This window comes from Paenibacillus sp. FSL F4-0243, from assembly GCF_037963295.1.
Lineage (GTDB): Bacteria > Bacillota > Bacilli > Paenibacillales > Paenibacillaceae > Paenibacillus_AQ.
Genome location: NZ_CP150151.1, coordinates 3836817 through 3854174, shown reverse-complemented (window position 1 = coordinate 3854174; position 17358 = coordinate 3836817). Strand labels below are relative to the sequence as shown.

24 protein-coding genes and 1 riboswitch are annotated in these 17358 nt (G+C 39.7%); of the genes, 18 read left to right on the top strand and 6 right to left on the bottom strand.

Going from position 1 to position 17358, the window contains the following annotated elements; genetic code table 11:
* The first annotated feature begins 2 nt into the window (after positions 1–2).
* The 5 genes from NSS87_RS16955 (at position 3) to gerQ (ending at position 3535) form a co-directional block, all read left to right on the top strand.
* On the top strand, positions 3–1292 hold the full coding sequence (locus tag NSS87_RS16955; protein ID WP_339241491.1) for a YCF48-related protein: 1290 nt from the start codon (positions 3–5) through the stop codon (positions 1290–1292).
* Between the two features lie 241 nt (positions 1293–1533).
* Positions 1534–1710, top strand: a complete 177-nt coding sequence (locus tag NSS87_RS16950) for a hypothetical protein (protein WP_179085723.1) — start codon at positions 1534–1536, stop codon at positions 1708–1710.
* A gap of 191 nt (positions 1711–1901) precedes the next feature.
* A complete protein-coding gene (locus tag NSS87_RS16945; protein ID WP_042194012.1) occupies positions 1902–2294 on the top strand; it encodes a DUF2500 domain-containing protein in 393 nt (130 codons plus the stop codon).
* Positions 2295–2507: 213 nt separating this feature from the next.
* Positions 2508–2939, top strand: coding sequence for a cell wall hydrolase (locus NSS87_RS16940; protein ID WP_042188711.1), 432 nt, complete (start codon positions 2508–2510; stop codon positions 2937–2939).
* A gap of 125 nt (positions 2940–3064) precedes the next feature.
* Complete coding sequence (gene gerQ, locus NSS87_RS16935) at positions 3065–3535, top strand: spore coat protein GerQ (protein WP_042128182.1); 471 nt, start codon at positions 3065–3067, stop codon at positions 3533–3535.
* Between the two features lie 241 nt (positions 3536–3776).
* Here gerQ and NSS87_RS16930 read toward each other — a convergent pair whose 3' ends face one another.
* Entirely contained in the window at positions 3777–4379 is a 603-nt protein-coding gene (locus tag NSS87_RS16930) for a site-specific integrase (RefSeq protein WP_339241487.1), read from the bottom strand.
* A 38-nt stretch (positions 4380–4417) separates the two neighbouring features.
* Here NSS87_RS16930 and NSS87_RS16925 point away from each other — a divergent pair, with 38 nt between their 5' ends.
* From NSS87_RS16925 to NSS87_RS16905, 5 genes are all read left to right on the top strand, one after another.
* Positions 4418–4687, top strand: a complete 270-nt coding sequence (locus tag NSS87_RS16925; protein WP_339241485.1) for an XkdW family protein — start codon at positions 4418–4420, stop codon at positions 4685–4687.
* On the top strand, positions 4688–4819 hold the full coding sequence (locus NSS87_RS16920) for an XkdX family protein (RefSeq protein ID WP_339241483.1): 132 nt from the start codon (positions 4688–4690) through the stop codon (positions 4817–4819).
* Positions 4820–4897: 78 nt separating this feature from the next.
* On the top strand, positions 4898–5296 hold the full coding sequence (locus NSS87_RS16915) for a hypothetical protein (protein ID WP_339241481.1): 399 nt from the start codon (positions 4898–4900) through the stop codon (positions 5294–5296).
* Positions 5297–5298: 2 nt separating this feature from the next.
* The gene (locus NSS87_RS16910) at positions 5299–6066 is read left to right on the top strand and encodes a M15 family metallopeptidase (protein WP_339241479.1); all 768 of its coding nucleotides are present in this window, start codon (positions 5299–5301) and stop codon (positions 6064–6066) included.
* Between the two features lie 3 nt (positions 6067–6069).
* On the top strand, positions 6070–6348 hold the full coding sequence (locus NSS87_RS16905) for a holin (protein ID WP_339241476.1): 279 nt from the start codon (positions 6070–6072) through the stop codon (positions 6346–6348).
* 259 nt (positions 6349–6607) lie between these two features.
* Here the strand turns inward: NSS87_RS16905 and NSS87_RS16900 are convergent, their stop codons facing one another.
* Positions 6608–6952 carry a hypothetical protein gene (locus NSS87_RS16900; protein WP_339241474.1) on the bottom strand — a complete coding sequence of 115 codons (345 nt, stop codon included), beginning with the start codon at positions 6950–6952 and terminating at the stop codon, positions 6608–6610.
* Positions 6953–7258: 306 nt separating this feature from the next.
* On the opposite strand from NSS87_RS16900, the gene NSS87_RS16895 reads away from it, so the two are divergent.
* Positions 7259–7474 carry a hypothetical protein gene (locus tag NSS87_RS16895; RefSeq protein ID WP_339241472.1) on the top strand — a complete coding sequence of 72 codons (216 nt, stop codon included), beginning with the start codon at positions 7259–7261 and terminating at the stop codon, positions 7472–7474.
* A 173-nt stretch (positions 7475–7647) separates the two neighbouring features.
* Here the strand turns inward: NSS87_RS16895 and NSS87_RS16890 are convergent, their stop codons facing one another.
* On the bottom strand, positions 7648–7992 hold the full coding sequence (locus NSS87_RS16890) for a DUF3221 domain-containing protein (RefSeq protein WP_339241470.1): 345 nt from the start codon (positions 7990–7992) through the stop codon (positions 7648–7650).
* Positions 7993–8019: 27 nt separating this feature from the next.
* Positions 8020–9294 (bottom strand): S1 family peptidase, encoded by a 1275-nt coding sequence (locus NSS87_RS16885; RefSeq protein ID WP_339241468.1) that lies wholly within the window; start codon positions 9292–9294, stop codon positions 8020–8022.
* 344 nt (positions 9295–9638) lie between these two features.
* Between NSS87_RS16885 and NSS87_RS16880 the strand changes: the two genes are divergently transcribed.
* The gene (locus NSS87_RS16880) at positions 9639–9857 is read left to right on the top strand and encodes a hypothetical protein (RefSeq protein ID WP_339241466.1); all 219 of its coding nucleotides are present in this window, start codon (positions 9639–9641) and stop codon (positions 9855–9857) included.
* A 134-nt stretch (positions 9858–9991) separates the two neighbouring features.
* On the opposite strand, the gene NSS87_RS16875 is transcribed toward NSS87_RS16880, so the two are convergent.
* The gene (locus NSS87_RS16875) at positions 9992–10186 is read right to left on the bottom strand and encodes a hypothetical protein (protein WP_339241463.1); all 195 of its coding nucleotides are present in this window, start codon (positions 10184–10186) and stop codon (positions 9992–9994) included.
* 206 nt (positions 10187–10392) lie between these two features.
* On the opposite strand from NSS87_RS16875, the gene NSS87_RS16870 reads away from it, so the two are divergent.
* Together NSS87_RS16870 and NSS87_RS16865 are read left to right on the top strand one after the other, a co-directional pair.
* Positions 10393–10548 carry a hypothetical protein gene (locus tag NSS87_RS16870; protein WP_197071257.1) on the top strand — a complete coding sequence of 52 codons (156 nt, stop codon included), beginning with the start codon at positions 10393–10395 and terminating at the stop codon, positions 10546–10548.
* Between the two features lie 30 nt (positions 10549–10578).
* Entirely contained in the window at positions 10579–10671 is a 93-nt protein-coding gene (locus NSS87_RS16865) for a sporulation protein YjcZ (protein ID WP_339248603.1), read from the top strand.
* A 641-nt stretch (positions 10672–11312) separates the two neighbouring features.
* Here the strand turns inward: NSS87_RS16865 and NSS87_RS16860 are convergent.
* Positions 11313–11519, bottom strand: coding sequence for a hypothetical protein (locus tag NSS87_RS16860; protein WP_339241457.1), 207 nt, complete (start codon positions 11517–11519; stop codon positions 11313–11315).
* Between the two features lie 693 nt (positions 11520–12212).
* Here NSS87_RS16860 and NSS87_RS16855 point away from each other — a divergent pair.
* The 4 genes from NSS87_RS16855 to NSS87_RS16840 all read left to right on the top strand — a co-directional run bounded on the left by NSS87_RS16855 (position 12213) and on the right by NSS87_RS16840 (position 17199).
* Positions 12213–13529 (top strand): hemolysin family protein, encoded by a 1317-nt coding sequence (locus NSS87_RS16855; protein ID WP_042188644.1) that lies wholly within the window; start codon positions 12213–12215, stop codon positions 13527–13529.
* A 159-nt stretch (positions 13530–13688) separates the two neighbouring features.
* A complete protein-coding gene (locus NSS87_RS16850) occupies positions 13689–14441 on the top strand; it encodes a thioredoxin domain-containing protein (protein ID WP_042188642.1) in 753 nt (250 codons plus the stop codon).
* Positions 14438–14902, top strand: coding sequence for a disulfide oxidoreductase (locus NSS87_RS16845; protein WP_339241454.1), 465 nt, complete (start codon positions 14438–14440; stop codon positions 14900–14902). The genes NSS87_RS16850 and NSS87_RS16845 overlap by 4 nt, the downstream gene beginning before the upstream one ends.
* Positions 14903–15099: 197 nt before the next feature.
* Positions 15100–15258: riboswitch (cyclic di-AMP (ydaO/yuaA leader) on the top strand.
* Between the two features lie 123 nt (positions 15259–15381).
* Positions 15382–17199: an APC family permease gene (locus NSS87_RS16840; protein WP_339241452.1), complete on the top strand. Its 1818-nt coding sequence runs from the start codon at positions 15382–15384 to the stop codon at positions 17197–17199.
* Positions 17200–17358 lie beyond the last annotated feature (159 nt).

Below are 17358 nucleotides of genomic sequence, written 5' to 3'. Positions count from 1 at the left end.
CATTGACATCTAGAACCGCTGGATTGAAAACTCTAAGAATGTTTATGATGCTATTTTTTTTAGCGTGGATAGTCTCAGCATGTTCTTCACCACCACCGGAGCCTTCTCCACAGCCACAGCCTACAGAAGCACCGGAAGAAGGACAGACGATTACTCTGATTACACCACCAAATAACAATACTAACAAAGAGAGTGGCCCGAAATATCAGGTTCAAACTCGAATTACGGGTTTTCATCTGCTTAGTGAGACAGAGGGCATGGTATGGGGTGTAACAAAAAATGAACTTCGTTTGTACGTTACCCATAATAACGGGGCGACCTGGGCTAATATTTCTCCTGCACCCAATGTGCAGTTCCTGTCCACACCTGTCTATGGAAAAGGCATCTTTTTTACTGACTCTAACCATGGTTGGATTATAAGAAGTGCTTTTGGTACGACAGAGAATATAGTGCTACGAACCACTGATGGAGGGAAAAGCTGGAAAATCTCTTCATTAGGTGATGATAATAATGTATCTTCCGTTTATTTCAATTCACCAACACAGGGATGGTTAATGACCTCTGCGAACGCTACTCCTAATAAGGAAAGCAAGGCGATTTATTCAACGTCAGACGGTGGGGCCACATGGGAAGAAGTGATGCAGAATGAACAGTATAATCCGAACCTTCCCAATCATTCGATCCCGTTCACAGGTGTAAGTACTGGAATGATCTTCAAGAGTCGTGTAGAAGGATTTGTGACTTTGCAGACCGGTGCCCTTCCTAAGATCTTTATAACTAAGGACGGTGGTCAGAGTTGGAATCCAGGACAGTCTTTTCTGGTAAATGAACAACTGGAAAGCTGTGACAGAGTCATTACTGGCAAACCAGAGTTCTTCGATGCTAGTAAGACTAATGGTTGGATGTCTGTGGGCTGCCAAAATGATAAAGATAAGACGATTACTTACCACGGTTACTTTACCGCTAATGGTGGAGATAACTGGAAATTCACACCGTTTGAATTAAAGAGTCCAACCGGAGGGAATCATCAGAGCGCTCCGACGTTTCTGAATTCGCAAGTTGGTTGGGCCATTATTGGTGATACTCTTTACCATACCGCTAACCAAGGGAAAACTTGGCTCCCTCTAAAGGAGAGCAGTGTTCTGCAGTCTAAGCTTGAGGAATATCCTGAGACGATTAAGATGGAGTTTATTTCCACAGAGGTGGGATGGCTTTTACTTGAGAAAAAAGAACAAAAACGCTCGCTCCTCTTACAAACTACAAATGGTGGGATTAGTTGGCGTGTGATGTAAAGTGAAGTGAAGCTGTTTCAAAAGTAGAGGATAATACTTTTGAAACAGCTTTTTTTGAATAAGAATGAACTTCTAAATCAATATGTTTTTGATTGATTGAATATAAGGAAAAAACTTAATTAAAATTTTCTTTATAGATGTGAAAAAAATCACATGACATTTAAATGATCGTGTGATATATTTAACACATAGAACAGGTTCAAATTTTCACAAACTTAACTTTCGAATAGGAGAGATTACAATGAAAACTTTTGAAACAGATTATATGACAAGAAACCTGCTGCAACTTTGCTACAACTGTGATGACGCTCACCTGTGTGAAACGGAAGAACAATGCAGAGCATGCTGGGCAGACAATGGTATGTTAGATGTTGAGACTGACGAAACGAAGCAATTGCTAGACCTCGTTCATGCTTAATCTGATCACTCAAAATTATGATTAAAGACCACTCGATTTCTTGATTTCTAAGAAAACGAAGTGGTCTTTTTGCATGAAGTCTCACTAATTTAATGCTTTCTGGACTAGAAGAGGCATATACATGTACAGAAGTGCCTGAAGTTAAGTTAAGGGTTGAATTAATGGGTATGAAGGGGGAAAATGTCATGGGAATGGGCCCGGATCTTTCATGGATGTTTGATTTCTCTGGAACAGTGATGCCAATATTTCTCATTGTAATGGTTGGTATTCTTGCAGTATCAGCAGGCAGGGGTTTGCTTCAATGGAGCCGGAACAATAGCTCACCCATGCTAACCATCCCTGCCCGTATCGTCAGCAAGCGGAGTGAAATAAGACAGCAGCAGGTTCAAGAAGATAATGGTTCAAGTCGTACGAGTACAACCTACTACTTAACGTACGAATTGAATGGGGGCAGTCGAATTGAATTTAAAGTAGATGGCCATGAATATGGAATGAGTGCAGAAGGCGATAAAGGCATGCTTACCTATCAAGGAACCAGATATCACGGATTTGAGCGACAACCACAATACTCCACAGCGGAGTAGTCATTAGCTATACATTCATTCTTAAACCATTCTTCTGTTCCATTCAACGGAGCAGAGAGAATGGTTTTTATTTGCGGACTATTAAGAACCTAACGGAAAGCAAATGGCTTTAAAATTAGGTTGGAACTGTCACCTCTTGGGCTAATGCACATACAATACACCATGCAGTTAAGAACGAGGTTGTTTACGAAGCAACCCCAAGGAGGAGACAGCGTGGCCGTCATCAAAACGAACTCGGAAGATGTGAAGGTGCTAGCGCGGTTGATGAGAGCGGAAGCTGAGGAAGATGGAGATCTCGGTATGCTTATGGTCGGCAATGTTGGTGTCAACCGGATTCTTGGCAATTGCCTTGATTTTTTGAACATTCGTAATGTGAATGACATGGTCTATCAAAGTCCAGGAGGATTCGAAGCCCCGCAGAAAAGCTACTTCTATCAACGAGCAAGAGAAGCAGATATCCGTCTTGCAAAACGTGCAATTGCAGGTGAAAGAACATGGCCAGCGACCAATGCTTTATGGTTCTTCCGTCCTGTAGGAGATTGCCCTCCAACCTGGTATAACCAACAAAACACAGGCCGCTTTAAAGCTCATTGCTTCTTTACTCCGACTGGAGAAGATTGTCCGTCTGTATTTATTGGTAATTAACAGGGTAACTGTGTAAAAGAGAATTACTCATTATTATGAGTAATTCTCTCAGTAAGCTAGTGCAAAGGTTCTTTTGTGTCCAAAGGGAGCAACTGCTCCGATAAACATTTAGGAGGTTTCATTAAATGATCGTTCAACCATACCGTCCCGTCACTTATACTATTGGTAGTGTTTCTTCTTCAGGTATGCAAATGCCAATGTCTACAGGAATGCAAGGGATGCAAGGAATGCAAGGCATGGGTAGCATGCCGCCACAAGTTAGCAGTGGAAGTCCAATGACACCAGGAGGGGTTGTAGTTCAAAACCCACCTCAACAGTTTGAACAATCGTATATCGAAAATATTTTCAGACTGAATTTAGGCAAAGTAGGTACATTTTATTTTACTTACGAAAATAACAAAGAGTGGAATGCCAAAGTTTACAAGGGTGTGCTGGAAGCTGCGGGCCGTGACCACATAATTATTAGTGACCCAGTAACTGGTCAACGTACTGTATTACTTATGATTTATTTTGATTATGCTACATTTGATGAGCCCCTTACTTACCAGTACCCTGGAGTGATCGGTAATCCTCCAACAACAAGAAACTGTCGCTAATCAAGTCCTTATATTTCTGGATGAACCCCAACACTTAACGGTGAGGGGGTTTTCTTTATACATACTGATATTTTGGAATAATAAGGGGAATAAAGACCCGTTTTTTTTCGAAAGAACACGCATGCTTGCGGTTTGCCCCAATATATTAATATAATAAAATGTATAAGACTCAAAAAACCTTGATATATCAGTGTTTACAAGGGATTTTGAGTCTTTTTTTTATCTTGAAATCACAGAAAAATCACATTCTCGGCAGATCCTTGGGATTTAATATGTTTTGGAAGTGGATTTTTAGTTTGTCACTACTGCTCTGCATCATTCGTTCCGTCACATGGGTATAAATCTTGAGTGTGGTTTTTGCATCATCGTGACCTACGCGCTTCATAATCGTTTTGAGATCAATCTGAGAGCCAGACGCTATACTTGCTTCGATAAGCATTGTGATGTGCGTGTGTCGAAATATATGAGGGGTCGCGTGCTTCTTGATGTTTGTTAATTTCATTAGACGAGCCATACGATTAACTAACTTCCAGTTTGTAAATGGTGTTCCGTTGTTATTGGTCAAAATAAACTGAGTCTCTACAAAATCATCGTGGAGCTCCTTGTATCTTTTATGTCGAGCGTACTGTTTTACCTTTAACCGCTTAAACATCTCAACGATGAAATCATCCACATCAAAGGTGCGGACGGATCCGGTAGTCTTTGGAGGTGTTAATTGGTACGCGCCACTTCCACCCTGTGGAAAGTGAAGTGTTTTATAAATATGAACGTCATGAGTTTCGAAGTTGAAATCAGGCCACTCTAAAGCGCAAAATTCTCCGGGTCGCACACCGCTAAACAGCAAAAAATAAAACGTCTCTAGATCATCACCTAAACCGTGGTGTGGATTATGACATTGTAGATCGTGGGCAGTTTATCGCGGTGTGGAATCTGGACGTACCACAGCCGACAGAAGAAGAGTTACAGGCCGCATGGGTGGCATATCTGGAAGCTGAGGCTAATAAACCACCAGAACTGATGGAGACTGAGCAACTCCGAGCCGATAACGCTGCTTTATTACTGGAGCTTGTGCAGACTCAGGCAAGGCAAGATCAAGCGGAACAGGACCAGGCAGCCTTACTCCTGAGCCTCGTGGAAGGAGGTGTGTTGTAAATGAACTGGTACGCACTGATTAAGCGATACTTTGACGCAGGGTTGTATACGGGGGAGCAAGTACAGGTATTTGTTACCGCCAAAAAGATAACGACTGAACAAGCTAAAGAGATTACAGATAGCGCCATATAGTAGGCGTTTTTATTTTGCCCTCGTAGCAATTACGGGGGCTATTTATATTGAACAATAGATAGAGAGGGGAGTTGTTTTATGTCCATTGGGGGAGCAAACCAAGAAGGAGGGGGTGGGGATGTAGTGCCATTGCACCGATTGGAAGATGTTGAAAAGGGCTTACTCGGTCTTTCCAGTGAATTTGCACGAATATCCGCAGACCTAGCCAATACTAACGCAAAAATGAACTTACTTGAAGCAGCTGGTCTGAGACACGAAGAGAGCATTTTACAAATGGAGAAATCCACAATAAAAATGGAAGTTAAGTTTGGTGAGATTATGGGGAAATTTGATTCTCTTGAAAATAAGATATTCATGCTATTGCAACAAGCCAATAAGGATAGTGGGTCAGAACGTAAAATGTGGCTTGATTTTGTTAAGTACATCATTGGTATTACCATTGGCGTGATTGTGGCTAACCAATTTTTAGGGAGGTAAATATGCTTACACTGGATCAAGTAAGGAGTAAATCATCTACAAGATTGTTAGGATTGCACCCGGTGATTATGGCTGCTGCTACAGTATTAATTGAACGCTGTTACGCTCGGGGAGTGCCTATTTTAATAACTCAAGGGTTACGGACTATTGCTGAGCAAGACGCTCTCTACGCTCAAGGGCGTACTAAGCCGGGATCTATCGTGACTAACGCTAAAGGCGGGTATAGTTATCACAATTATGGTTTGGCTGTAGATTTTGCACTTTTGTTGCCGAATGGGTCCAGTGTCTCTTGGGATATGAACCGAGACTACAACGGAAACAACATCAAAGACTGGATTGAAGTGGTGGAAGAGGCCAAGAGGCTCGGATTTGAGTGGGGAGGCGACTGGACAACATTTAAGGAGTATCCTCATTTCCAAATGGTCTTTGGTTTAACACTCACTCAGCTGCGAGCTGGTAGCAAGCCAACTGAAACAGCAATGGCAAAAGCAACGGCTATTATAAATCGACTAAAAGAGGAGGTAAAGGAAGACATGAGTAGAATTGAGGAGTTAGAAGCAATCGTAGTTAAGCAGGATGAGCGCCTAGCAACTATTGAGAAGCGTTTAAATATCTCCGGCAAGGAAACCTATGCCATCAATTATACAGAGGCTATTACGGCTGCTAAAGCGGTTGGAGCGATAACTACATCGGCAGAAAAGTCAAAGCTAGAACTTAATGTGATTCAAATGTTGTACAACATGGGATTATTTGCGAAGGGGGATAAATAATTAATGGACAATCAAAACCTAACTAATGTACTGGCGTTCTCCTCGGTGATCGCCGTTTTTGTGATGGCGGGAGTACAGTTTGTAAAGAAGTCGGTTAACGTGCCTAATAATATATTACCTTTGATTGGCTTAGTTATCGGCTTAGTGATTGGTGTTGTGGCTTATCCTTTTACAGAGTTGGATTTGACTCTACGGTTATGGGCTGGTGGTTTAGCGGGATTATCAGCAAACTGGCTATTTGAACTGGCTTTTAGTAAGAGGGCTGGGACTACAAATGAATAAAGAAATTAGCTCACTGGTTTTGACTAGTGGGCTTTTGTCATTTACAGATATTTCTGCTCTATTAGCATTTTATCAGATAAGCCAACTATAAATTGAGGAACGGGAAAGCAACTTTTTTATTTGCTCATAAGAAAAACTAGGTAATCCTGATTATTGGAATTTATACTGAAGGGTGGGATTGCCGGACGTTTGGAGAAATAAAAATCCCCGCCAGGTTTATATGACGGGGAAATTAATATGAACGTTTAATTTAGTAGTATTAAGATGCTCTTACCACTACTGAATAATACATCCAATTTCCATTACCAAAATCAGCTCTTATAACTGTGATACCTGGTTTGAGAGCATAAATTGCATCTTCATTATAGGGTTCTAAAATAGCAGCTCCATCAGTAGAAACAATCACAAATGAATATCCCGTGACCCAAGTGCGATCTCCAACAACTAAATTAATCACAGTAGAAAAATCTTGGAATGGGGTTATTTGTGATGATTGATTAGTGTCAGGTAGACTTGTGGCAGAGGTGGTCGAAGCGAATGAGGTCGACCCTAGAGAAAAACAGGTAGCAACAGTTAAAAGTCCAAGTAAAATTTTCTTTTTCATAATTCAACCTTCTTTCCTTTATTTGGGATGCAATCCAATTATGATATAAATATATACATTTGTAAACATATTTTGTAGATTAATAGAATATTTATCATATATTTGGGATATAAAATATTGATTTAACTACTTATTCGAGTGATTCTCTTATCGTATGACATAACGACATATACATAATGTTCCAATTCTAGTATCCTATATGCAGGAGTGTGTTTTGGGGTAACATGAATATAAATGATGTGGAATACATATGAGTTCTAAAACTTATCTTTATCAAACTTAATTAAAACATATGGAGTGATCGTGTTGAGTAATGTATACAAAGTCTTGAAGACGGATGTTGAATTTCTAACAGCTGCCTTGTCACAGTCTCAGGTAGATATACTTGAACGCCGTGGTGATCTAGCTGGCTGCGTAATTGATTGTGAGGGTCCAGCCCAGAAATGGAGCCCAGTGAGCGTTAAGGTTGCTGATGCTTATTACATGAGAAATGAATTTGAGTTTAGGATGGTTTTGGCATAAGGGCAAAAAAACTCTATTAACCTTAACTGTTCGGATGGGTATCCTGATTCAGAAATCACCCTTAAGAGCGATGTTGAATTTATTTAATGTCCCATATTTCTTTAATTCTACACAAAAAAGCGGCGTCCCTTTGGGGACATCGCTTCCTCATAGTAGATTCTATTTTTCATTGTTCAATTCTTGATTTTAGTGATTTTTTTTGCGGTCACTTGGGCTGGAAATGAATCATCACTTACGTCATAGGATATTTCTATTTGATCACCTTTTTTATATTTAGAAGTTGCAACCTTACTTACCCAAATGGCCTGGGAGTACTCACCAGAGTCAAGGACTTCTTTGTAATCCTTGTTCAAGTCTTCTTCTTTTAATTCAGAAATTACTAAAATTCTTTTATTTTCTAAATCTATTGTGTGTACAATTCCTTTCAAAACTTCATCATTCTTATTACAGGCGGTGACTAATAACAAAAAAACAAAAATAAGAGTCCATTTAATAGTAGTACGTGGTTTTTGAAACATGGACCTTCTCCTCTAGTGGTTACGACATTAGTTTAAAATCGGTTGTACAGGCATAGCATTTAGTACATTACCAATATAAGAATAAACAGCATTTCCATTATGACGACCTTTATTGATTCCCATTAATACAGTACCATAATATGTTGGTGCGCCACTATCCCCGGGTGCAGAGGTGTAGCTAGCTGATCTTAAGTTACTAAAAGTTACCCCATCAATACTATATGATACAGATTTGCTCAATATTGTTCCACACGATACTGGATTAGTGGCTGATGAAGCTCCAGACATGCAAACCATACTTCCTGCGAAGTCGTTTGCCTGAACAGTATCGAAATATCCTGCTCTACTGGAAGATGTATAGAGATCATTGGAATAGGATAAGCTTGATGTACCTATTGTTGCAGCATCAACACTTCCACCATAGACTCTTGTACCTATCGCACCAACATTATTAGTACCTTGATTGAAGGAGTTACCGGCAGTCCCGCAATGGGCGGCAGTAACAATGTATCCTGAAATGCTTCCTGATGGTTTAGCCAAAAAACCTATGCTACAGTAACCACCGGTGTTATTGTTAACTATTTTTGTCCCTGCTTGAAGAGGATTGTAAGTTGAATTTCTGTCAACATCATCCGAAACGACAGCAGATTCTCTTATAGATAACATATCGGCGTTAAAAGTTTCTTCTAATATCTTTCTCTTCGTTTCATTAAAGTCCTTCACACCCACCTGTATTTTTTGCTCTGCTAAATCTACTAACGTATCGGTAATCGTAACTCCGTTAAAATCAGTATTTATCAAAGAAATTAATTTTTCATTAAGCTCGTTTAAATCGTTTTCAGAATATTTTGTAACAAAGACATTTATTAAACTGGAGTCACCATATATTTTTTTGAAATCAGATTCATATTGATCTTTATTAGTATCAGCTTTAATACCAATGTTTATAATCCCTCCAGACTTTTGGTCAATAAAAACAAGCCCATCTTTTATATTTTTATCTAGGTACTCTTTAACTAAGGGTAAATTTTCTGTTTGATGATTGATACGCTTTATGAGCTGTTCTTCCTCTAGTTTTGTCAACCTAACTCCGAACTTAGAGTCTACCATTATATTGTCATCTTTGGAGTCCATTTGTTTTACCTTGCTGATATTAGTGTCTAATCCGAATTGCTGTCTAAAAGACAATTCTTCTTTTGTGTAATCATAAGACTCAAGTTCAGACGACGCACTTACACTCCCAGAACACAAAAATAAGATAGCAGCGGTCAACATTAGTACTGTTCTTTTTTTAAATTCCATAAGTCACCTCGTAAAAGTTATTTGTAGACAAAGTTCGACTACTTGTAAAAGTTTACTTTTTCATATAGTAATTACAATACAGAAATTGAAAATTTTTCATGTTAAAATTTGAAATAGTAATAGATTTTAAGATTATGCAGTACATACTTGAGGGAATTACTGATACATACTATACATCTGAGAGATATGGATAAGAAAAAATTTCAATACATACAAAACAATAAGTATCACTTCGTCAATTTTAATTGGTAAGTGGGGGGTTGTTTCCAGGCTTATTGGTGAAATGGTGTTTTTTCAGCTAGGCTAATAGATCCCTGCCTGCAATGGGGGGATTATTGAAAGAGGTGAGTGTTACAAATGAGGTGATGGTATCAGATTCAGAGTTTCTGACGGCGGCACTGGTTCAATCCAATGTATCTGTATGGTACCGTGAAGACCCGGACCCAATTGGCAACTTGATGGATTACGGTGGAATCGTAGAGGGATATACACTAGACTCTATTAAGCTCGCTGGAGCTCATTTTGTTCGGGGACGGTTTGAGTTTAGAACATACATAAAATAACCCGCCGGGCTTATGCCTGACGGGTTTTCCTGTTTTTCTAATCTTGAATACAAATTACATGTTGTATCATGGGCTGTACTCCGTATTACGCACAAGGAAACTTTGAGATATGCTTTCTGCATCTTAATAGTCTTTTAGCCGAATAACCTTGAGAGCAGAATAATCTCCGCCAATCGTATGATACGTCTTCTTCTACGCCCTCTAATAATGGAACTTAGAATAAGAAAATCTGTGCCAACTGATGAGAGAGTTCCGGTAAAAACACTTCCAGTGGTTATCACCTGTACGCTTTTGCCCTGTAGTAATTTGGCTTGTTTGCGAAAGTTCATGGTTTATTCCCCCTTTCTCTTACTGATAAGGAACGTATAGTAGGGTATTCCTGATCAGTAATGTTTGATAGATATAAACGTGGAGAAAGTAACCCGATTTCCACTGCTTGTGTTTGGGGTGAACGCTAATTTCCATTTACCCCACGCACCGATACAAATCCCGCATATCTTAGTTTTGTATCCAATTAAAAAGGAGGAATTGACAAATGGGCGAAGTACGTGGAGAACGTTGTTGCGGCGTTGGTGAACGTGAACGTGAACGTGAACCTGAACGTTTTGTTGGTGGAGCCTTTACATCCACAGGTGCAATCTTGGTGCTCTTTATCCTGCTGGTCATCATTACAAAAGCTTGTATATTCTAAATTGTATTCATTTACAAAGGAGGAATTATGATGGGTGATTTTGCTGGAGGATTTACTTCTACCGCTGCAATTCTGGTTCTATTTATCTTGTTGGTAATCATCTCTAAGACTTTCTTTATCTAAGTTTCAAACCTCCCAATATAGCTGCACCTAATTAAATCCGCCAGTACTCATGCTGGCGGATTTTTTAAACACATAATCAAAGACGTATCCCCGTCAACCTTAACTGGTCGGCGGGGATTTTTCTGTTTATGTAACTTGATATTCAACGAATGTTCATTTCTTAATTCGCAAAGACCAATACGAAAGCTAAGGTCGGGATTCCAATAATACCAATTAATGTCCATACTAACCGAACTGGAATTGTGACCGTCAATTTAACCACCTCCCATGTATTTCTTTATTCATTCAACATTGTCTCAGTAAATCGTTCGCACTCATTGTCCTATCATTTTATATAAGGCTAGTATCATACCGGAACAAACATCCAATCACTAAGCTCTATCAACACATAATCTACATGGTATTAACAACGATGGAGGTGAATTGAATAATGCACACTAGCTCTGCTACGATTCTGGTGCTATTCATTTTATTGGTAATTATCGCTTGTAGCTGCGGCGTCTTCCCACGCGAAGAGAGACGTGAAGAAAGATGTGAAAGACGAGGAGAAAGACGAAGCGATAGACGAGAAGAAAGACGAGAAGAAATACCCTTTTTATTTCCCTTTATTATTTAATTGCGTAACCTCAGTTCGTTAATTCCTAAAATAACATTAATGAGAAGGCCCATTCTATGGGCTTTCTTTTTCCAATATCATCAGGAATATAATAATATGCATCTTCTAGCTGACTCAAAATCCAAATTTTCACTGGTTCAGAAAGTGTCCATAATTCTAGAAGTGAGGCAGCCATTTTTTCAAGATATGCTTTATGATGTTGAAGTTGTTTTTCAATAAATTTATTTTCCATCCAATACACATTCCTTGTTCTTCGACTCCCGAAGGTGGGGGATTTTTGTTTTATAAGCTATCTTCCATAATAGGTCGATGATACATATCCTCACCAGCTTTTCTTGCAGATACAGCATCCTCGAACAAATGGAATATGACAATGATTGGATTAAGATCGACGATGTTATTCAGGTGACTACATAAATAAATGCCCCGCGATTGCTGTTGCGACTGACTGATGTTCGAAAATCAGTCTAGACTGGCAAGCGTTACGAATGATCATGAGTAGCAATTGGAACTTCAACGTAAGCTGGAGATGCTCCGGTTGACGGGATGGGTTCTAAAGACTTAACATATATAATAGAAGGAACACATTTATAAGAAATTAGAACAAAAGAAAATCATCTGATAAAATCACGGAAAAATCACATAATCTCTTTTTATTAGTTTGTACCTGTTTCTACTATTAAGGGGTATGTGTCCATCAGCGGCAAAAATAGATCATATTTTTACACTGGTTTTGACCTGTTTTGATGGGCTATGTAATAATATAATAAAGTATATATTCAAAAACGTGATTCCAGACTGGAGATGAAACCATTGGGAAATTGATACTGAAAGGAACAACTGGCAAGCTTCTTGCTGATACTCTGAAAAAACGAAGGAGGTGGGCCTATCCATCCGTACGGAGAATGATGGATAGGATTATAAATTGAGCGACCCTTTACCCGGTATATTACACGTAGGTCTTATTATTCTGTTGGTATTATTAAATGGATTTTTTGTTTCAGTTGAATACGCAATGGTGAAAGTACGAAGCGGTAGAATTGATACCCTTATTGAAGAAGGTAGTAAAAAAGCTTTAAAAGCGAGAAGCATCGTACGCAACTTGGAAGGTTATCTATCCGCCTGTCAGCTTGGTATTACATTGGCTTCACTTGCGCTAGGATGGTTGGGGCAACCCGCTATAGCTAACCTTGTTGGGCCCTTATTAGGAAGTATAGGTTTTGGAGTAACCGCTGTTAATGTTGTATCTTTGATTATTGCTCTAATGTTTATCACTATCTTGCATATCGTACTAGGAGAACTTGCACCTAAGACTATTGCAGTTAACAAGGCTGAATCTGTCCTTTTGCTAACATCTGGGCCGATGAATGTGTTTTACAAGATCATGTATCCAGTGATTTGGATCGTAAATGGGCTGGCACGTGGTTTATTACGGATCTTCCGTTTATCCCCTGCTTCAGAGCTGGGAACGGCGCATACGGAAGAAGAAATCCGTATTATCATGCAAGAAAGTAATAAAAGCGGCTTTATTGATAATACCGAAATGGCGCTGGTTGACAATATTTTTGAATTTGTGGACACAATGGCCCGTGAGATCATGATTCCTCGAACAGAAATGATCTGCCTGAATAATCATCTTTCAACGGAAGAGAACCTTGAGATTGCTTTTGATGGAATGAGGACGCGTTATCCAGTCTGTGATGGTGATAAGGATCATATCCTAGGCTTCATTCATATCAAGGACTTAATTAGGGATCGTGAACAAAGCTATAATAAATTGATTCGTCCTATACTAACCGTACCAGAATCTATACAGATTAGTGCTCTGCTGAAAGTCATGCAGCGCGCAAAGACACAAATCGCCATTCTGATTGATGAGTACGGTGGAACATCAGGAATGGTTACGCTGGAAGATATCATGGAGGAAATTGTAGGAGAAATTCAGGATGAGTTCGATGAGGAACGTCCTGGTGTTGAGAAGCTGGGGGAGGATGAACACTCCATCGACGGCTTGATGCTTATTGAAGAGATCAATGATCTTTTGGGGCTCCATATGGATACTGAGGATTATGATACGATAGGCGGTTGGCTGTATTCTAAATTGGAGGTTAATCCACCTCAAAAAGGACAGTCTGTAGAATTTGATGATCATCTGTTTATTGTGGAAGAAACGGATAATAAGCGGATTTCTCGAATTAAGCTGCTGAAGTTACAGCTATTGACTGAAGAAGCTGGTGCATAACGAACTTATTAGTAATATTAGGACACAGTGCTATAGCGCTGTGTCTTTTTTACAGTGTTTTTACAGTATTGTTTGCCAAAAAGAGATTAAAAATTATATAATTTTAAATGTATATGATAAAAACTACATTAGTCCACAGAGGACAGAAAGGAACTCTCCTTGAGTAAACCTAATAAAAGTACAAGCGTTCCCCAGCTTAGCAAACAAGAGAAACGGCGGGTAGAACAGGAGCAGCAAAAGCAGAAGACGAGAATTTTAATTATTAGTTCAATAGCTTTAGTAGTCATCATTTTTGTTGGATTGTTTATGTTAGCTTCGAAAGATGCCGCAAAAAATGCCACTTCGGGAGAACCAGTAGCATTCAATTACAGTGAGCTACCTAGAGTCGGTAAAGAGGATGCACCTGTTAAAATTGTTGAATTTGGAGACTTAAAATGTCCAGCGTGTTCCCAATTTGCAACTTCAGTTAAACCGAAAATTGTTCAAGATTTTGTCAACGAGGGAAAAGCAGCGCTCTACTTTGTAAATATGGCTTTCGTTGGTCCAGACTCTGAAACTGCCTCGCTTGCAGCATTATCTGTTTACCATCAGAATCATGATGAATTCTGGAAGTTCTATGATGCTGTATATGCTCAGCAAGGTGATGAGAGCGAAGAATGGGCGACTGAAGATTTCTTAGTAAGCCTTGCGGAGAAAGAGAAGTTAGCTATCGATTACGAACTGCTGCGTAAAGATATCAAGGATCGCACGTATGCAGATGAGCTGAATAAGGGTATGCAGTTAGCTAGTGAAGCTGGGGTGACGACTACACCATCCCTTTATATTAATGGAGTAATGACTGCGGATCCATTTAACATTGAAGCGATTTCAACTGAGATTAATGACGCCGCAAAAGCTGTGGAGGCAAAGTGACAAAGTTCCTATCTTTTTGCAAGCGTAACTGCCTGTATCTGGCCTGGTTCGTCTCTTTAGTTGCTGTTGCTGGTAGCTTGTATCTGAGCGAAGTATTGAAATATGAACCTTGTAAGCTTTGCTGGTTCCAGCGAATTTTTATGTATCCTCAGTTATTCCTCTTGGGAATTGCGACGTTTCGAGGGGATAAAAGGATTATCCCATATGTTCTTCCACTAAGCTTGATTGGTGGTAGTATCTCGATCTATCATTATGCGGAGCAGAAGATTCCTGCGTTAAGTAAAGTGCTTCCTTGTACAATTGGAGTTCCTTGTAATAAGGATTACTTGAACTTTTTTGGATTCATTACGATTCCTTTCCTTGCATTAATCGCTTTTGTTTTAATTAGCATTTTACTTTGGTACGGACGTAAGGAAGACGAAGTGATGGAGTTAGATACAGAGGAAAGTTTAGGATTTTGATTTTTTAACTTTAAGTGATCCGAAAAAATGTGAAAAGTGATTAAAAACACGATCCAGAGGGATAATTGAAGAGAATGAAAGAGAGCATCCAATAAGACGCTGTATTTGCGCTTACTGGATGTTTTTTCATTCTTTTTTCATTTTTTTCAACGCTTTACTGTATACACTTTGTAGACTAATATTAGACCTTGTGAGAAGTTGAATATGCGCTGAATTTTCTTAGGAAAAACGGGGGAACCAAACTTGGCATATGTGCCAATGGGGTGAATCGGAATGGGTCGATTAGACTTTTACCGTAGGGCTAAACCACAGCCCGAATCCGCCAGCTAACCTCGTAAGCAAAGGTGGGATAATGACCATGCATAGCATGCGGATCATTTCCGTATGCTATTTTTAGTGTCTGCATTTATGAAATCCACCAATGAAAACAGCGCGCGGAAATTCCGTTTCAGCTCCCAAAGAAAGGAACTGTATCCACCATGGTAAGCAAGGTAAAACGACTATTGATCGGGCGTCCGATGAAGTCGAACGAACTCGATCATGAAAAGTTATCCAAGGTTAAAGCACTGGCTGTCCTGTCTTCTGATGCGCTCTCGTCTGTAGCCTACGGAACGGAACAAATTTTGATTGTACTGGTGGCTGCGGGGTTTACTGCCATCTGGTATTCCCTGCCAATTGCATTAGCCGTATTGGGCCTGCTGGCCATCCTGATTTTATCCTATCGGCAGACGATTTACGCTTATCCTCAGGGAGGCGGAGCTTACATCGTTGCCAAGAGTAATCTTGGTGTTCCGACAGGGCTCTTAGCAGGAGGGTCTTTGTTAGTGGATTACATTCTGACCGTAGCTGTTAGTGCGTCGGCAGGGACGGATGCGATCACATCGGCTTTTCCAAGTCTTCATAATCACACCGTTCTTATTGCAGTATCAGTTATTATTTTACTTACTTTGATTAATCTTCGCGGAGTTACAGAATCAGCTTCATTCATCGCAATCCCAGTGTATTTGTTTGTGGTGTCGATTGTAGTCTTGATAATCTCCGGTGTTATTAAATATGCAGCAGGTGGCGTACATGCGAATGTCCCTGAAATTGGCTCTGCTGTTTCTAATGTTAGTTTGTTTCTACTATTAAAAGCCTTCAGTTCTGGCTGTTCGGCACTTACGGGTGTAGAGGCTGTATCTAATGCCATTCCAAACTTTAAAGCACCAGCTGAAAAGAACGCAGCCAAGACCTTAATGGTCATGGGGGTTATACTTGGATTTATGTTTACAGGTATCACACTACTGGCGTATTGGTACGGCATAGTGCCTGATGAAAAGGCAACGGTTGTTTCTCAGATCGCTGAATCGACCTTTGGCCGCGGAACCTTATATTTTTTCATTCAAGGTATTACAGCAGTAATTTTGTTCTTGGCAGCTAATACAGCTTACTCAGCGTTCCCGCTGCTCGCATTTATGTTTGCAAAAGATAAATATATGCCACATGCTTTTATGGTTCGTGGTGACCGTCTAGGTTTCTCTAATGGTATTATTTTTCTAGGTGTTCTGTCTGCTGTGCTTGTAGCTGCATTCCACGGAAATACAGAAAGCTTGATTCCACTTTATGCGGTTGGTGTATTCATTCCTTTCACATTGTCACAGCTAGGAATGATGGTTCATTGGTTTAAAACAAAACCAGCGGGATGGAAAAAAAGATTTGTTGTAAATACCATCGGTATGCTGACTACATTGACGATTACGCTTATTTTTATCATCACTAAATTCTCAAGCGTATGGATGGCTTTCATTTTCTTACCTGCTGTAATGTTCGTGTTCCACCGGATTCACAGGCACTATTTGAACACTGCAGATCAGCTTCGTATATGCCCGAGTACAGATAAACCTTTGATTAAAGGCAGTACAGTTGTTGTTCCTGTTGCGGGTGTAACACGTGCTGTACTACATTCCATCAGCTATGCCAAGTCTCTAACGGATAATGTTGTAGCCGTGTATGTTGGCTTTGATGAAGAGGACATTCAAAAAATGGAGCAACGGTGGGAGGAATGGAATCCGGGTGTACGCCTGATTGTACTTCGTTCTAGATATCGCAGTATTATTCGTCCGTTAGTGAAATTTATTGATACAGTGGAGTGGAAGACCGCAGCGACGGATCATATCACGATTCTGATTCCACAGTTTATAACTAAGCATTGGTGGCAAGCTGTACTTCATAATCAGACCAGCTTTTTAATCCGTTCGTATCTAATGAATTCAAAAGATGTTGTAGTTGCGACTGTCCCATATCATTTGAATAAATAATGGATCATTAAGGAGAGGCTATATCCGGAACGTTCGGAATATAGCCTTTTTTTGTATTTTTAAGAAGGAAATTATTGCAAATCCACAAAATATAAAATTTATATGTTGACATAGAGAATGAGAATCAATATCATTTAAAAGTGAGACTGAGGTAGTCAA

Excerpts from the sequence above, each read along its gene's own strand:
- NSS87_RS16900 (WP_339241474.1), bottom strand. The coding sequence starts at position 6,952 with ATGAAAAAGAAAATTTTACTTGGACTTTTAACTGTTGCTACCTGTTTT.
- NSS87_RS16890 (WP_339241470.1), bottom strand. The coding sequence starts at position 7,992 with ATGTTTCAAAAACCACGTACTACTATTAAATGGACTCTTATTTTTGTT.
- NSS87_RS16875 (WP_339241463.1), bottom strand. The coding sequence starts at position 10,186 with ATGAACTTTCGCAAACAAGCCAAATTACTACAGGGCAAAAGCGTACAG.
- NSS87_RS16865 (WP_339248603.1), top strand. The coding sequence starts at position 10,579 with ATGGGTGATTTTGCTGGAGGATTTACTTCTACCGCTGCAATTCTGGTT.
- NSS87_RS16885 (WP_339241468.1), bottom strand. The coding sequence starts at position 9,294 with ATGGAATTTAAAAAAAGAACAGTACTAATGTTGACCGCTGCTATCTTA.
- NSS87_RS16905 (WP_339241476.1), top strand. The coding sequence starts at position 6,070 with ATGGACAATCAAAACCTAACTAATGTACTGGCGTTCTCCTCGGTGATC.
- gerQ (WP_042128182.1), top strand. The coding sequence starts at position 3,065 with ATGATCGTTCAACCATACCGTCCCGTCACTTATACTATTGGTAGTGTT.
- NSS87_RS16945 (WP_042194012.1), top strand. The coding sequence starts at position 1,902 with ATGGGCCCGGATCTTTCATGGATGTTTGATTTCTCTGGAACAGTGATG.
- NSS87_RS16920 (WP_339241483.1), top strand. The coding sequence starts at position 4,688 with ATGAACTGGTACGCACTGATTAAGCGATACTTTGACGCAGGGTTGTAT.
- NSS87_RS16860 (WP_339241457.1), bottom strand. The coding sequence starts at position 11,519 with ATGGAAAATAAATTTATTGAAAAACAACTTCAACATCATAAAGCATAT.
- NSS87_RS16870 (WP_197071257.1), top strand. The coding sequence starts at position 10,393 with ATGGGCGAAGTACGTGGAGAACGTTGTTGCGGCGTTGGTGAACGTGAA.
- NSS87_RS16950 (WP_179085723.1), top strand. The coding sequence starts at position 1,534 with ATGAAAACTTTTGAAACAGATTATATGACAAGAAACCTGCTGCAACTT.
- NSS87_RS16915 (WP_339241481.1), top strand. The coding sequence starts at position 4,898 with ATGTCCATTGGGGGAGCAAACCAAGAAGGAGGGGGTGGGGATGTAGTG.
- NSS87_RS16910 (WP_339241479.1), top strand. The coding sequence starts at position 5,299 with ATGCTTACACTGGATCAAGTAAGGAGTAAATCATCTACAAGATTGTTA.
- NSS87_RS16840 (WP_339241452.1), top strand. The coding sequence starts at position 15,382 with ATGGTAAGCAAGGTAAAACGACTATTGATCGGGCGTCCGATGAAGTCG.